Raw genomic sequence first — 15,476 nt, 5'->3', positions numbered from 1 at the left:
GGGTCGTACCTCTGGCCTAACGGGAACAGCAGCAAAGAGGCGCACCCAAATGACGATTTCTTCCTCGCTCAACGCAAGTGTCGCTGGTCTCGCGGCGAACGCCACTCGCTTGGCGACGATCTCCGACAACATCGCGAACTCATCGACCTATGGCTACAAGACGGCCAATGCCGATTTCCATTCGATGGTGATCAACTCGTCGCGCGGGACCTATTCCGCCGGCGGTGTCCGCACGACGACGACGCGGATGATCGATCAGCCGGGTGCGCTCCTGACTACCGCGAATGCCACCGACCTCGCGGTCCGCGGCCGCGGTTTCCTGCCGGTGATGACCCAGTCCGAGCTGATCTCGAAATCGGGCAACTACACCATGTACATGACCACCACCGGGTCGTTCCGCACCGACGAGGATGGATATCTGAAGACGTCGACCGGGCTTGTCCTCATGGGCTGGCCCGCCGATGCCGATGGCTCGATCCCGTCCTATTCGCGCGATACCACCGACGATCTGCAGCCGATCCAGATCCAGACCAACCAGTTCGCGACCGAACCGACGACCGAAATGACGATTGGCGTGAACTTGCCCGCCACCGAGACGGCCTACGATTCGGCTTCGCCCACCGGCACGCCGCTGCCGTTGTCGGTCGAGTATTTCGACAACCTTGGTACGTCGCAGAGCATCGAGATCAATTATACTCCCGATACCTCGGTCGCGGGCCTGTCGAACAGCTGGAACGTGACGTTGACCGACTCGGCGACCGGGGCCGTCGTAGGCGATTACGATCTCGTCTTCTCCGATACCCAGCAATATGGCGGGACGCTGGAAAGCGTTACTGCCAATACGGGCGGCGCCTGGGATCCGGCGACCGGGGTGCTGACGGTGCAGGTGGGTCCCAACGGGGACACGATGTCGATCAATATCGGCGCCCAGCACAGCCGTTCGGTCACGGTCCAGCTCTCGGACAGCTACGGTCCCACCACGATTACCAAGAACGGCTTCCCGGTCGGCAATATGACCTCGATCGAGATTGACGCGAACGGCATGGTCAGGGCGAACTTCGACACCGGGATTACCCGCACGCTCTATCAGGTGCCGATCGTCGACGTGTCGAACCCGAACGGTCTCTATGCCCATGACAACCAGTGCTACAGCCCGTCTGACACCAGCGGCTCGTTCTTCATGTGGGATGCCGGCGACGGGCCGACCGGGGATGTGGTGAGCTTCGCGCTCGAAGAATCGGCGACGGACGTTGCCGGAGAACTGACCGATCTGATCCAGACTCAGCGGGCCTATTCATCGAACGCGAAGGTCATCCAGACCGTCGACGAGATGCTCCAGGAAACGACCAACATCAAACGGTAATCTGTCCCGGCGGCGGGAAGAGGAGGTGACACATGAGCCTGAGCGCGAGCCTAGCCAACGCCCTATCCGGCCTCAATGCCGCTTCCCGCGGTGCCCAGGTCGTTTCGTCGAACGTATCGAACGCGCTGACCGAAGGCTATGGCCGGCGCGTTCTGGAAACCACGCCCAACACCGTCTCGACGTCGGGCAGCGGTGTGAAGATCGTCGGGGTGCGCCGCGATGTGAACCAGCAGCTGATCGGCGACCGGCGCCTCGCAGATGCGGCCTCGGCCGAGGCCGAAGCCCGCGCCGACGGTCTCTCGAAGCTTGAGGCTGCGCTCGGAACGGCTGACAGCGCCGATTCGATTTCCAGCAGCATTGCCGCCTTCGAATCGGCTCTCGCCGCGGCGGCCAGCAGACCCGACAGCGACGCTCGGCTTGCCACGGTGCTGTCGGCGGCACAAAGCCTCACCGACAGGATCAACGATGCGGCCGATGCCATCCAGCAATCGCGGATGGATGCTGAATCCGGCATCGCATCGAGCGTTCAGACCCTGAACGATACGCTTCAGCAGATCTCCGAACTCAACACCGAGATCTGCAAGCAATATTCCTACAACAACGACGCCAATGCGCTTGTCGATCAACGCCAAATCCTGATCGACAAGCTCGCCGAAATCGTCCCGATCCGGGAGATCCCGCGCGACAATGGTATGGTGGCTCTTTACACCGAGAACGGCGCTGCCCTGATCGACGGCCCTCCGGCCGAATTCTCCTTCTCGAGCGCCGGCGTGATCGTTCCCCAAATGACGGTCGAAGGCGGGGCCCTCAATGGCCTCTACATGAACGGCAAACCCGTCAAGGTGTCGGGCACCTACGCGGCGATGGGCGGCGGAAGTCTCGAAGCCCTGTTCGAACAACGTGACATCACGGCGGTTCAGGCGCAGACCGATCTGGATGCGCTCACCCGCGACCTGATCGAACGTTTCCAGGATCCGGCCGTCGACTCCTCGCTCGGGGCGACCGATGCAGGCCTCTTCACCAACTTCGGCGCCGCTTTCGATCTTGTGTCCGATCCCAATGCGGAAACCGGCCTGTCCACGCGGATCGGCGTGAACGCACTCGTCGACCCCGATCAGGGTGGCGCGCTCTGGCGGCTCCGCAGCGGGATGATGGCCGGGTCGGCGGGTTCGGTTGGCGATGCGAGCCTGCTCAATTCCATGTCCGATGCCTTGACGGCCAGCCGCACCCCAAGCTCCGGTTCCTACACGACCCAGGCCTTCACCATGGCCGACCTCGCGTCCGAAGTGGTTTCGGGCATCTCGGTTCGCGCGCAATCGGCCATCGACCAGTCCACGTTCAGCACCGCCCGCGCCGCGACGCTTCGGGAGGCCGAACTCGCGGACGGTGTCGACACAGATTACGAACTGCAGATGCTGATGGTCTTCGAAGAGGCGTACGCCGCCAACGCGAAGGTCATGCAAACGATTGACGAACTGATCAACATGTTGATGGAGCTTTGAGTCATGTCCTTAATCTCTATGGGAGATCTGGCGCAGAGCCTCGGGCTTCGCACGCGCAATGCCGAGGTCAAGGCGCAATTCACACGCCTGACAGAGGAAATGGTCAGCGGGGTAACCTCTGATCCGGCCGCTCGTGTGCGGGGCGATTTCCGCCCTCTCGGCGCGATCGAGCGCAGCTTGACGATGCTCGACGCCTATGACCTTGCGACATCCGAAACCAAATCGACGGCGGAGGTCATGCAAGCGGCGCTGGGCGTTCTCAGCGATACGGCGAAGGACATCGGTTCGACCCTGATCAACGGTTCGTCGGGGCAGCATGAGAACATGATCGCCGCGGCGGGCCAGGAGGCGGATGAACAATTCCGCCAGGTCGTTGCCGCCCTGAACACGCGGTTTGCCGGGCGGTCGTTGTTCGCCGGCGATGCGACCGATGCACCGGCGCTGGCAAGCGCCGATACGATCCTGTCTTCGATCGGGAGTGCGATCAGCGGCCTGACCAGCGTCACCGACATCGAAACCGCGATTGACAACTGGTTCAACTCCCCCGGAGGTTTCGACACCGTTGCCTATCAGGGCTCCACAACGGCAGTCGGGACGGTTCGCCTCAACGAGACAGAAACCATCCGCCTTGACGTCACCGCCATGGACCCGGCCATCCGCGATGTGCTGAAGTCCTTGGCGACAGGTGCGCTTCTGGCAGACCCGGCGCTTCTTTCAGGGAACCCCGTGCTGAGGTCGCTTCTGGCCGAATCTGCAGGCGAAGGTCTTCTGACCGCCGACAGCGCGCTGACTGACGTTCGGGCGCTGCTTGGGGTCCGCCAGGAAAAGATTGAGTCGATCGAGACCGAAAACAGTGCCAACCGGAAGACGCTTTTGCTTGCCCGCGATGGTGTGATTGGCCTCGATCCGTACGAAACCGCCACCCAGATGGAAGCCGTCGAATCCCAGATCGATGCGCTCTATACGGTCACGGCGCGTCTGGCGCGCCTCAGCTTCACGAACTACATGTCATGATCAGCCGCCTGACCCTTCTGCTTGCCGCCCTTATCCTCGCTTTTCCGGCCTTTTCGGCGCCGATCCGTATCAAGGATCTGGTGGAGTTCGATGGGGTTCGGGGCAACGATCTGGTCGGATACGGCCTTGTCGTCGGTCTCAACGGGACCGGCGACGGGATCCGGAATGCGCCCTTCACCGAAGAGATCATGTCCAACATTCTCGAACGGCTTGGCGTTAACGTTACCGGAGAGCAATTCCGGCCCAAGAACGTTGCGGCTGTTCTGGTCACTGCGAGCCTGCCGCCCTTTGCCCGCGCCGGGTCTCAGATCGACGTGACCGTTTCAGCCATCGGCGATGCCAAAAGCCTTCTGGGCGGCACTCTGGTGATGACGCCGCTGAACGCCGCCGATGGTCAGATCTATGCCGTGTCGCAGGGGGCTGTGATCGCCGGAGGCGCGTCGGCAGAGGGCGATGGCGCTAAGGTCGTAGAAGGCGTTCCGACATCGGGCGTTATCCCTTCGGGTGCGCGGGTCGAGCGAGAAATCGATTTCGATTTCGGATCGCTCAATCGTCTGCGATTGGCTTTGCGCAACCCCGACTTCACCACGGCGGGGCGGATCGAGGCGGCGATCAACAATGATTACGGCCGCGGCGTTGCGCGCATGATCGATTCAGGCACCGTCGTGCTGGACATTGGGGCGACCCGCGCGCCCTCGCCAGCGCATGCGCTGCAACGTATCGAGGGGATCATGGTCGAGCCTCAGCAGAAGGCGACGGTCGTGGTCGACCAACGATCGGGTACCATCGTGATGGGGGAAGACGTACGCATTTCTCGCGTGGCGGTGTCTCAAGGCAATCTTACGTTGCGTGTGCAGGAAGAGCCACTGGTCATTCAGCCGAACCCCTTCGCGCAAGGGCAGACCGTCGTCGTCCCGCGGACCAGGGCGTCCCTTGAAGAAGATCCGGGAACGGGTCTGGCCGAGATCAACGAAGGAACATCTTTGTCAGAAGTGGTCGCGGGGCTGAACGCCTTGGGGGTTTCTCCGCGCGACATGATCGACATTCTCAAGAGCATCAAGGCGGCTGGGGCTTTGCATGCGGATTTTGTCGTCCGGTGATCCCAGTATCGTGATCCTGTCCCGTGGCGTTCTGCATTTGACGCTGGTTTTGGCCGTGATGCTCGGTGCGGGCCGGCTTGATCGGGATGTCACGGCAAGCAGGCCGATGACGGAATGATCGCCCATCGGTGCGACCATTCCTGCGCCTTGACGCCGGCGTCGAGAGGACAGCGCGAAGAAGGCGGCGCCGATCCTCAGCGAAAGCCCCGGGACGTTTGCCGGATGACGGCGATCTGGGCATAGCCGCGGAAGAGCACGCGATGGCTCGCCGCGCCGCCGGTCTCTGCCGCGACGCGACCCACGACCCCGGCGAGGTCGGTGCGGGGCTCCACATGGAACCGCGCAAGCCAAGCCCGAAGCCCCCTTCCGAAAGCCTCCGGCAGTTCCGCCTGATCGTGAAAATCGACGATGTGCAGCGTGCCGCCCGGGGCCAGATGGCGCACTGCTTCGCGGATCGCCTCGGGCCAGTCGGGCATCATCGAAAGCGCGTAGGAAATTGCGATCCGGTCGAATGCGCCGGTGCCGAACAGCGCGTTGGGGTCGAAGCGGCGCGCGTCGCCCTCGGCCAGCAGCGCCCGACCGTTCAGGCGAGCCGAGGCGGTGCGCAGCATCTCGCGCGAGATGTCGAGCCCGAACAGCCGGCGGCCGGGATAGCGCGCGCCGATCCGGGCGAGGTTCCGGCCGGTGCCGCAGGCAATCTCCAGCACCCGGCCCTGCGCGGGCGGGTCGAGATCGGCGATCAGCCGGTCGCGGCCCAGCAGGAACCAGGCCCGGGTCGCATCGTAGATCAGCCGCTGATGCCGGTAGGTGGCATCCATCAGCGCCGCGTGCTCGGTCGTGTCGGTCATGGCCTCAGCCCCGCAAGCGGTAAAGATGGACCGCCCCGTAGATCGCCGACCGGTCTTCGGCCGAGGCGCGGCGTGAGGCTTCGGTGTCATAGGCCCAGCGTCCCAGGATCGCGTCGGGCACCCGGCCGGGCAGGATGTCGGGTTCACCGCCGGTGCGGAACAGCACCCGCGCGCCCGGCGCCGCGACCCGGGTCAGTTCGGTCCAGAGCGCGGTCAGCTGGGCATCGGTCATCCAGTCCTGCGCATCGAGCAACACCGTGCAGTCGACCGACCCCGCCGGCCGATCCGCCAGATAGTCGGTGACGGACCGGTTCCGGACCGAAACGCGCCCGGCCATTGCCCGCAGAGTCTCGAAAGCATCGGGGTCCAGATAGGGCGGCACCGCGCCGCCCGCGACCCCGCCATAGCGCCGCTTGCAGGCCTGCCAGGCGAAATAATTCTCGGCCACGGGAAAGTCGCAGAAAAGCTTGCGCAGCCGCTCGCGCAGCACCGGGATCACGTCGCCGCCGCCATCGGCGGCCAGCTTGTCGTGCTGTGCGGGCGGAATCCCCAGCCCGAAGAGCGCCGCCCGACGGCGTGCCAGCGCGCGGACCAGCGGCCGGTCGAAAAGCGGGCCGACCTCGGTTTCGAAGAAGCGGCGCTGCTCGTCGAGGCTTTGGGCCGCCAGCAGCCGGTCGAAATCGACCCCGCCCAGCCGCGCCACCAGCCCGGCCGCGCCCAGGAACCGGCCCAGCAGCCCATGGCGATAGGCGCCGCGCGCGAAGATCTCGATCCGGCGGCGGCCGAACACGCGGCCCTCCCACCAGTCCCGGGAGGCCGCGTCGAGCCGCGGCGCCAGATACCGGTCATAGGCCCTGACGTTCGACTGGCGGTCGGCCTCGCCGAAGAAGGCGAAGAAAGACGCCTGATCCGGCAGGTAAAGCGCCGCCGCGCGCTTTAGGTTCAGAAGCGCGACATGGGCAGGCGACAGGTCGACCGCGGCCACTTCGGCCGGGCGGCGGGTGAGATAGGACATCACGTTGCAGCCGCCCGAGGCGATGCAGACCACCCGGTCGCCCTCGGCCAGATCCAGCGCCGCCATGTCGGCGACCGGGTCTTCCCAGATCTGGACATAGACCAGACCCTGAAAGAGCCGCGAGAAGGCCCGTTCCAGCAGGCCGGTCGCGCTCAGGGCGCGGTTCTGGTGGACGGCCGCGCCAAGCTGGGCTTCGACCGATGCGGGGGGAACAGAGATATCGCTCATGCCGCCTCGCGGTCCTGGCCGCGGCGGCGCCCGCCCAGCAGGCGCAGCCGGTCGCGGCGGAATGGCCGGGCCCGCATCTCGGCCGCCCAGTCGATCAGCTCGAACCGGCCGTCCGGATGCTCGATCACGGCGGTGCAGCTTTCGACCCAGTCGCCGCAATTGACATAGGCGAGCCCGTCGATGGCCGACAGCTCGGCCTTGTGGATATGGCCGCAGACGATGCCGTCATAGCCGCCCCGGCGGGCCTCGGCGGCCAGCACGTTTTCGTATTCGCTGATGTAGTTGACGGCCTGCTTGACCTGCTGCTTGGCCCAGTTCGACAGCGACCAGTAGGGCCCGCCCCAGATCCGCCGTGCCCGGTTCAGCAGGGTGTTCAGCCCCAGCGCGGCGCCGTAGGCGCGGTCGCCCAGATGCGCCAGCCACTTGGCATGCACGACGATCGAATCGAACTGGTCGCCATGGGTGATCAGATAGCGCCGCCCGTCGGCCGCCACATGCACCGCCTGGCGTTTGACCTCGATCCCGCCGAAATGGGTGCCCAGATAGGCGCGCAGCATCTCGTCGTGATTGCCCGGGATGTAGACGATCTCGACCCCGCTCTGGGCCCGGGCGAGGATTTCCTGCACCAGGTCGTTATGGGTCTGGGGCCAGTGCCAGGTGCGTTCGAGCCGCCAGCCATCGACAATGTCGCCCACCAGAAAGATCCGTTCGGCGCTGTGATGCGACAGGAAATCGAGAAGCATCCCGGCCTGGCATCCGCGCGTTCCCAGATGGATGTCAGAAATAAATATGGTGCGACATTCCATGGCTGGACCCATAATGTAGATTCTATTCGGATGGGGATACCCGGTTCGTGCAACATCCATGTGACGTGGGCCCGCGTCGGCCTGCGGCGGAATCGTCGCCATGCGGTCTGAGGGATTGCCCTAGCGCAGCCAGAACTCGACCCGGTGGTTGAGCCGGTGTGCTACCGCTTCGGGGAGCGCGTCGTCGGCGTGCGCGCCCGTACAGGCCACCGGCAGCAGGGCGCCGAACGCGACAACCTCCAGCCGGACCCGGCCGAAATCGGCGGCCGTTGCCGCGGCACGCAGGGCGTCCCGCACGGCCTCGGCGTCCTTCCGGGCCAGCGCGCGGTCGGCATCGGGACCGTCCGCGTCATCGGCAAAGCCCGCAAGGATCAGGGTGCGGCCATCGAAGGTTCCGGCTTCCAGCGCCCGCGCCAGAGCCTCGATCCCTGCCTGCGACAGGGCTTCGTCCGTTTCGGGGCCGGGGCGGACGGTTTCGGTCAGGCGCACCGCGCCGCGCAGAACCGTGACCATCCGCTGCAACTCTGCCAGACCGGACTCCGGAGCGGCCTCGGCGATGGCGAGCGCCAGTCGGTCCCCCTGACGGGCCAGTGGAATCTCCTCGCGCATGAGATCGGCAAAGCCCGCCCGGCGGATCGCGATCTGGGCCGCGGGCGTCGCCAGATAGTCGAGGAAGGCCCGGGCAAGCGGCGGCAGCTGCGGCGCACCCACATAAAGGAAAAGCGGCACCACGAAGGGGTAGTCGCCGGTCTTGATGCCTTGGCGCGAGGCCAGCAGACGGGTGCCGCATCCGGCGCCCAGCGGCACCTGAACCGCGCCGCCGAGCGTCGAGAACCGGGTCAGCCCGAGTCCCATCGGGTCGGCCGCGACCGCCGCCGAAACCGCCGCCGCATCGGCATGCTGTCGCGCCGAGGGGACCGCCGCCCGGCCCTCCAGAAGCCGTGTCTCGGGGCTTTGACCGAGCCCCCCGTCCGGTCGCGGCAGATGCACCGTGACCGGGGCCTTGGTCCCGCCGATCCGGGACCAGTCGACGATTTCGCCGGTCAGCAGGCTCAGGACGGTCTCGTAGGGAAGGCCGCGCCCCGGGTCCCCCATTCGGGTGTCGGGAGCCACCACCGGCACGATGGCGTCGAGCGCGATCAGCCGGCGGCGGTGGTTTGCGGAAAGGTCTCCAAGCCCGGCTTCGCGTCCATGGGCGACCTCGTCGGGCAGGATGGTGCGGTCGGACATTGCGATATCGGCGCCGCCGGTCAGAAGATCGGCAAAGCCCTCGCCGGTGCTGCCGGTGGTCAGGGCGATTTCGGCACGCAGCGTCCCGTCGTCCGGGGCGCGCAGCCGGAACAGACCCCGCCGCCCGTCGACAGCCCGCTCGACCGTCATCCCGCGTGCGGCGGCAAAGCCCTCGATCAGGGCGGGCATCGCGACATCGCCCAGCGCTGGCGTCCCCGAAAGCGCGAACCGGGCGACACGCGCCTCGGCGCCGGGACAGGCGGCGCCCTCGCAGGTCACGGCATCGGCATTGACCGCGAGCGGGCCATAGATCGTGTCGAGCCGATAGATCCCGTCGTCAAACTCCAGCAGGCGGCCGCCAATCTCGACCGTGCCGTCGCGCGAGATCAGCGTCACCTCCTCGGCCGGGGCGGGCCGGGCGGCCAGAAGGGACAGCGCCGCGCAAAGCAGGGCGCCTGGCAGACAGCGCATGTTCAACCGGACCGGATTGCCTTTGTCGGGCCCGAGTGTCCGATCTGTCAGCGCCGATTTCAACCGGTCGGATTTCAACCGGCCGGGCGGACGGCCGCCGGTCCTAGACCAGCTGGCCGTGGCAATGCTTGAACTTCTTGCCCGACCCGCAGGGGCAGGGGTCGTTGCGGTTCGGGTTGCCCCAGGTTTCGGGCCGGCTCTCGTCGAAACCGGGGGCCGCAGAGGCCAGCGCCGCCGGGGCGGGCTCGGTCCCGTCCGCGGGCGCGTCGGCATGCGAGGGCTGGGCCTGTGCCGTCGCCTCGGCCAGCCGGGCCTGCTGTTCGGCCAGCTGGCGGATCATCTCGTTCCGCTCGTCTTCGGTCAGCGGCCGGATCTGTCCCAGTTTCTGGGTCACATCCTCGCGCAGGCTGTTCAGCATCGATTCGAACAGCGCGAAACTTTCGGTCTTGTATTCGTTCAGCGGGTCGCGCTGGGCGTAGCCGCGGAAGCCGATGACCGAGCGCAGGTGTTCGAGTTTCAGCAGATGTTCGCGCCACTTGGTGTCGATGGTTTGCAGCAGCATCTGTTTTTCGATGTTGCGCATCGCCTCGGGGCCGAACTGCGCCGCCTTCGAGGCCATCGCCTCGTCCGAGGCGTCGGCGATCCGTTCGGCGATGGTCTCGTCGTCGACGCCCTCTTCCTCGGCCCAGTCCACGATCGGCAGATCGAGGTTCAGCGACTGGGCCACCGCGCGTTGCAGCCCCTCGTTGTCCCACTGGTCGGCATAGGACCGGGGCGGGATATGCGTCTCGACCAGATCGTCGATCACCTCGTGGCGCATGTCCTGCACGATGTCCGACAGGTCGTCCGATTCCATGATCTCGCGGCGCTGGCCGAAGATGACCTTGCGCTGGTCGTTCATCACGTCGTCGAATTTCAGAAGCTGCTTGCGGATGTCGAAGTTGCGCCCCTCGACCTTGGCCTGCGCCTTTTCGAGCGACTTGTTCACCCAGGGGTGGATGATCGCCTCGCCGTCCTTCATTCCCAGCGTCGACAGCACCTTGTCCAGGCGCTCGGACCCGAAGATCCGCATCAGGTCGTCTTCCAGCGACAGGAAGAAATAGGACCGGCCCGGGTCGCCCTGACGGCCAGACCGGCCGCGCAACTGGTTGTCGATCCGGCGGGATTCGTGACGTTCGGTGCCCAGCACGTAAAGACCGCCGGCCTCGAGCACCTTCTGTTTTTCCTCGGCATGCTCGGCCTCGATGCGCGCACGCACCGCGTCGGGATGGGCGGTCGGGTCGGCCTCGAGCGCCTCCATCACCTTGATCTCGGCATTGCCGCCCAGCTGGATGTCGGTGCCGCGCCCTGCCATGTTGGTGGCGATGGTGACCGCGCCGAAGCGGCCCGCATCGGCCACGATCTGGGCTTCCTGTTCGTGGTGACGCGCGTTCAGGACGTTATGCGGAATGCCCTGTGTCTTGAGCATCTCCGACAGCATCTCGGATTTCTCGATCGAGGTGGTGCCGACCAGAACCGGCTGTCCCCGGCCATGGGCTTCCTTGATCGACTCGACGATGGCCGCGTATTTCTCGGTTGCGGTGCGGTAGACGGCGTCATGCTCGTCGATCCGGGCGATAGGGCGGTTGGTCGGGATCTCGACCACGCCAAGCCCGTAGATCTGCATGAATTCCTCGGCCTCGGTCGCGGCCGTCCCGGTCATGCCCGCCAGCTTGTCGTACAGCCGGAAGTAGTTCTGGAAGGTGACCGAGGCCAGGGTCACGTTCTCGGGCTGGATCTGCACGCCTTCCTTGGCCTCGATGGCCTGGTGCAGCCCGTCGGACAGCCGCCGCCCGCGCATCATCCGCCCGGTGAATTCGTCGATCAGCATCACCTCGCCGTCGCGCACGATGTATTCCTTGTCCTTCAGGAACATCTTGTGCGCCTTCAGCGCCTGCTGGGCGTGGTGGACGATGGTCGTGCTTTCGGGGTCGTACATCGACTGCCCCTCGGGCAGGATGCCCATCTCATGGAGCCGCTTCTCCATGAACTCGTTGCCTTCCTCGGTGAAGGTCACGTTGCGCATCTTTTCGTCGAGCTTGTAATGCTCGTCGGTCAGCTCGGGCACGACCTTGTCGAGGGTCATGTACAGCTCGGACCGGTCCTGGCTCGGCCCCGAGATGATCAGGGGCGTCCGCGCCTCGTCGATCAGGATCGAGTCGACCTCGTCGACGATGGCGTAATAATGCCCGCGCTGCGCCATGTCCTTGAGCTCGGACTTCATGTTGTCGCGCAGGTAGTCGAAGCCCAGCTCGTTGTTCGTGCCGTAGGTGATGTCGGCCCGGTAGGCCGCGCGCTTTTCGGGTTCGGGCTGCCAGGGATAGACGACGCCCGTGGTCATGCCGAGCATGGCATAGACCTTGCCCATCCATTCGGCGTCGCGCTTGGCGAGGTAATCGTTGACGGTGACGATATGCACGCCCTTGCCGGTCAGCGCGTTCAGATAGGCCGGGAAGGTCGCGACCAGCGTCTTGCCCTCGCCGGTCTTCATCTCGGCGATATTGCCCCGGTGCAGGAAGATCCCGCCCACCAGCTGCACATCGAAGGCCCGCAGCCCCAGCGCCCGGCGCGCGCCCTCGCGGCAGTTGGCGAACGCTTCTGGCAGAAGGTCGTCCAGCGCCTCGCCCTCGGCGATCCGGCGGCGTAATTCCGCAGTCTTGGCCTTCAGCCCGTCGTCGTCCAGCGCCTGGAACTCTGGCTCCAGCGCGTTGATCCGGGCGACCAGCGGGCGCACCTTCTTGACCAGCCGGTCGTTCCGGGTCCCGAAGACCTTACGGGTGAGTGTTCCGATGCCCAGCATGTTCTCTCCGCGCGGATGCGTATCTGACAGGATCTTGTACGACGGACCGCTTGCCCGCCTGAGAATGCGGCAATAGAAGTGGCCAAGGAAATAAGGCCGACCCCGAGAACCAGTTGCGATGTAAGGGGAGGCCGGAATGGTGTCAACGCCGCCAAGTGCCCGGCGAGAAGGAGAGCCCCATGACATTTGCCCTCAAACCGCTTGCCGCGCTGACCCTCGCGGCGGGGATGGCGCTGCCCGCGCTGGCCGAGGATATCGGCCCCGACACGGTCGTTGCGCGGGTGGGCAATCAGGAGATCACCATCGGGCACATGGTCGTACTGCGCGCCCAGCTTCCGGCCGAATATCAGCAGCTTCCCGACGACGTGCTGTATCAGGCGGTGCTGGACCAGCTGATCCGCCAGACCGCGGTGGGCGAGGCCATCGGGACCGACCTGTCGAAGGGCGCGAGCCTCGCGCTTGAAAACGAACGCCGGTCCTTCGTGGCGGGCGAGGCGCTGTCGCGCGTCGCCGAAGAGGCCGTGACCGACGAGGCGGTGCAGGCCGCCTATGACGCGGCCTATGGCGCCGCGCATCCGATCAACGAATACCATGCCGCGCATATCCTGGTGGAAACCGAGGACGAGGCGAAGGCGATCGAGACCGAGCTGGCGAACGGTGCCGATTTCGCCGAACTCGCCAAGGAGAAATCCACCGGTCCGTCGGGCCCGAATGGCGGCGATCTGGGCTGGTTCTCGGAAGGCATGATGGTCCAGCCCTTCGAGGAGGCCGTGGTTGCGATGAAACCCGGCGAGGTCTCGGCCCCGGTGCAGACCCAGTTCGGCTGGCATGTGATCAAGCTTTACGAAAACCGGTTGAAGGACGCCCCGGCGCTGGACGATGTCCGCGGCGATCTGGTGCAGAAGATCCAGCGCGACGCGATGGAGCAGGCGCTTGAAAAATACACCGAAGAGGCCGACGTCACCCGGACCGAGATCGAGGTCGATCCCGCGATCCTGAAAGACCAGTCGCTGCTCGACCAGTAAGTGCCAATCCAAGAGGGACAGATGGCCAAGGACAAGAAGAAAAAGGTCGATACGGGCGAGACCAAGAAGAAAAAGGCCAAGATCAAGCCGCTGAAGCGCGAGATCGAACGCCTGCGGGCGCAGCTGGTGGCGGTGTCCGAAAAGGTCCCCGCCAAGCAGCCGGTGATCTCGCCTCTGGCTCCCGAGGCCGGGTTCCCGGCGCTGCCGGTGATCGAGGGCGCCGAATTCGCGGCGGCCGAGGCCGGTGTCCGCTACAAGGGTCGGCTTGACGTGATGCTGGCCCGGCTTGCGCCCGGCACGGCCGTGGCCGGCGTCTTTACCCGGTCGGCGACGCGCTCGGCGCCGGTTCTGGACTGCGAGGCCAAGATCGCAGCCAAGCCCGCGCCGAAACAGGGTGCGGCGATTCTGGTGAACTCGGGCAATTCGAACGCCTTCACCGGAGCCGCCGGGGCCGAGGCGGTCTCGGCGCTCTGTGCGGCCGCGGCCGCGGCTTCCGGCGTGCCCGAAACGCGGGTCTTCACCGCCTCGACCGGCGTGATCGGCGAGCCGCTGCCGCATGAGCGGATCTCGGCGGTTCTGGGCGATCTGGCGGCGCGGCTGTCGCCCGAGGCGCTGCCGCTGGCCGCGCGCGCGATCATGACCACCGACACTTTCCCCAAGGGCGCGACCGCCACGGTCGAGATCGACGGACAGCAGATCCGCATTGCTGGCATCGCCAAGGGGTCCGGCATGATCGCGCCCGACATGGCGACGATGCTGGTCTACATCTTCACCGATGCGAAGATCGGCCAGCCGCTTCTGCAGAAGATGCTGGGCAAGCTGACCGACGAGACCTTCAACTGCATCACCGTCGATGGCGACACCTCGACCTCGGACACGCTGATCGTGGCCGCGACCGGCAAGTCGAAGGTGCCCGAGATCACCGATCTGCGCAGCTCGGCCGGGCGCGCCTTCCAGGAGGCCCTGAAGGGCGTGATGCTGGATCTGGCGCATCAGGTGGTGAAGGACGGCGAAGGCGCGACCAAGTTCGTCGAGGTCGCTGTGACCGGCGCGGCCAGCCCGGCCGATGCGCGCAAGGTGGCCATGGCCATCGCCAATTCGCCGCTGGTCAAGACCGCGGTCGCGGGCGAGGACCCGAACTGGGGCCGGATCGTGATGGCCATCGGCAAGTCGGGCGCCAGGGCCGACCGCGACCTGATCTCGATCCGCTTTGGCGACATCCTCGTCGCCGAAAAGGGCTGGGTGGCCGAAAACTATGCCGAAGAGGTGGGGGCGGCCTACATGAAGCGCGAAGAGCTGGCGATCCGCGTCGATCTGGGGCTTGGCAAGGGCGCCGCGACGGTCTGGACCTGCGACTTCACCAAGCGCTACATCGAGATCAACGCCGACTACCGGTCATGAAGATCGTTCTGGTGGCCGCGGTGGCCCTGATCGACGTGGATGGGCGGGTTCTGCTCGCCCAACGCCCCGTCGGCAAGTCCATGGCGGGCCTCTGGGAATTTCCCGGCGGCAAGATCGAGCCGGGCGAGACCCCCGAGGCCGCGCTGAAACGCGAACTGAAGGAAGAGCTTGGCATCGACACCTGGGAAAGCTGTCTCGCGCCGCTGAGCTTCGCGAGCCATTCCTATGACGACTTTCATCTGCTGATGCCGCTGTTTGCTTGCCGCAAATGGCAAGGCCAGCCCCAGCCCCGCGAGGGTCAGGTGCTGAAATGGGCGCATGCGCGGGATCTGCGCGATTTCCCGATGCCACCCGCCGACCTGCCGCTGATCCCGGTGCTGCAGGACCTGCTTTAGCCTGGCTCGGGGCGGCATCGGTCGGCTCGATCCCGCCCGCGCGCTTGGTATCATGCGTTTGCATCGCGCTGGGACGGGTTTAATTTCAGCTCCATCTCACGAACACCCCGGTCGTCGACGTGTTCGGAACTCGGTCGAAAACTAACAAGTTATTTCAAGCTCTTGTAAGCTAACTGTTCCATCCCGGATGATCACATAGACCCTCGCCGGTCTGCCCTGTTCATGGCAAGGTCGATCCT

At 65.6% G+C, this 15,476-nt stretch carries 12 protein-coding genes; 7 read left to right on the top strand and 5 right to left on the bottom strand.

Going from position 1 to position 15,476, the window contains the following annotated elements; genetic code table 11:
• Positions 1–49: 49 nt before the first annotated feature.
• The 4 genes from BYZ73_RS05310 to BYZ73_RS05295 are packed head-to-tail and all read left to right on the top strand — an operon-like array spanning position 50 to position 4,979.
• Complete coding sequence (locus tag BYZ73_RS05310; protein WP_108025593.1) at positions 50–1,363, top strand: flagellar hook protein FlgE; 1,314 nt, start codon at positions 50–52, stop codon at positions 1,361–1,363.
• A 32-nt stretch (positions 1,364–1,395) separates the two neighbouring features.
• Positions 1,396–2,865, top strand: coding sequence for a flagellar hook-associated protein FlgK (gene flgK / locus BYZ73_RS05305; RefSeq protein ID WP_112315183.1), 1,470 nt, complete (start codon positions 1,396–1,398; stop codon positions 2,863–2,865).
• A gap of 18 nt (positions 2,866–2,883) precedes the next feature.
• Positions 2,884–3,879, top strand: coding sequence for a flagellin (locus BYZ73_RS05300; protein WP_181497965.1), 996 nt, complete (start codon positions 2,884–2,886; stop codon positions 3,877–3,879).
• Positions 3,876–4,979, top strand: a complete 1,104-nt coding sequence (locus BYZ73_RS05295) for a flagellar basal body P-ring protein FlgI (RefSeq protein ID WP_112315182.1) — start codon at positions 3,876–3,878, stop codon at positions 4,977–4,979. Before BYZ73_RS05300 ends, BYZ73_RS05295 begins: the two co-directional genes overlap by 4 nt.
• A 194-nt stretch (positions 4,980–5,173) precedes the next feature.
• Here the strand turns inward: BYZ73_RS05295 and BYZ73_RS05290 are convergent, their stop codons facing one another.
• The 5 genes from BYZ73_RS05290 to secA form a co-directional block, all read right to left on the bottom strand.
• Positions 5,174–5,827: a class I SAM-dependent methyltransferase gene (locus BYZ73_RS05290; RefSeq protein ID WP_112315181.1), complete on the bottom strand. Its 654-nt coding sequence runs from the start codon at positions 5,825–5,827 to the stop codon at positions 5,174–5,176.
• A 4-nt stretch (positions 5,828–5,831) separates the two neighbouring features.
• Positions 5,832–7,070, bottom strand: coding sequence for a BtaA family protein (locus tag BYZ73_RS05285; protein ID WP_112315180.1), 1,239 nt, complete (start codon positions 7,068–7,070; stop codon positions 5,832–5,834).
• On the bottom strand, positions 7,067–7,876 hold the full coding sequence (locus BYZ73_RS05280; protein ID WP_112315179.1) for a UDP-2,3-diacylglucosamine diphosphatase: 810 nt from the start codon (positions 7,874–7,876) through the stop codon (positions 7,067–7,069). The genes BYZ73_RS05285 and BYZ73_RS05280 overlap by 4 nt, the downstream gene beginning before the upstream one ends.
• A 120-nt stretch (positions 7,877–7,996) precedes the next feature.
• Positions 7,997–9,577 (bottom strand): substrate-binding domain-containing protein, encoded by a 1,581-nt coding sequence (locus BYZ73_RS05275; RefSeq protein WP_146746257.1) that lies wholly within the window; start codon positions 9,575–9,577, stop codon positions 7,997–7,999.
• A gap of 103 nt (positions 9,578–9,680) precedes the next feature.
• A complete protein-coding gene (secA, locus tag BYZ73_RS05270) occupies positions 9,681–12,416 on the bottom strand; it encodes a preprotein translocase subunit SecA (RefSeq protein ID WP_112315177.1) in 2,736 nt (911 codons plus the stop codon).
• Positions 12,417–12,595: 179 nt separating this feature from the next.
• On the opposite strand from secA, the gene BYZ73_RS05265 reads away from it, so the two are divergent.
• The 3 genes from BYZ73_RS05265 to mutT are packed head-to-tail and all read left to right on the top strand — an operon-like array spanning position 12,596 to position 15,237.
• Positions 12,596–13,441 carry a peptidylprolyl isomerase gene (locus BYZ73_RS05265; protein ID WP_112315176.1) on the top strand — a complete coding sequence of 282 codons (846 nt, stop codon included), beginning with the start codon at positions 12,596–12,598 and terminating at the stop codon, positions 13,439–13,441.
• Positions 13,442–13,462: 21 nt separating this feature from the next.
• Entirely contained in the window at positions 13,463–14,842 is a 1,380-nt protein-coding gene (argJ, locus tag BYZ73_RS05260; RefSeq protein WP_112315175.1) for a bifunctional glutamate N-acetyltransferase/amino-acid acetyltransferase ArgJ, read from the top strand.
• Complete coding sequence (gene mutT, locus BYZ73_RS05255) at positions 14,839–15,237, top strand: 8-oxo-dGTP diphosphatase MutT (protein ID WP_108025572.1); 399 nt, start codon at positions 14,839–14,841, stop codon at positions 15,235–15,237. The genes argJ and mutT overlap by 4 nt, the downstream gene beginning before the upstream one ends.
• Positions 15,238–15,476: the final 239 nt, after the last annotated feature.

The sequence above is a fragment of the Rhodovulum viride genome (assembly GCF_003265965.1).
Classification (GTDB): domain Bacteria; phylum Pseudomonadota; class Alphaproteobacteria; order Rhodobacterales; family Rhodobacteraceae; genus Rhodovulum; species Rhodovulum kholense.
Note: the sequence above shows the minus strand (reverse complement) of the source record. Positions and strands in the feature narration are given on the sequence as shown.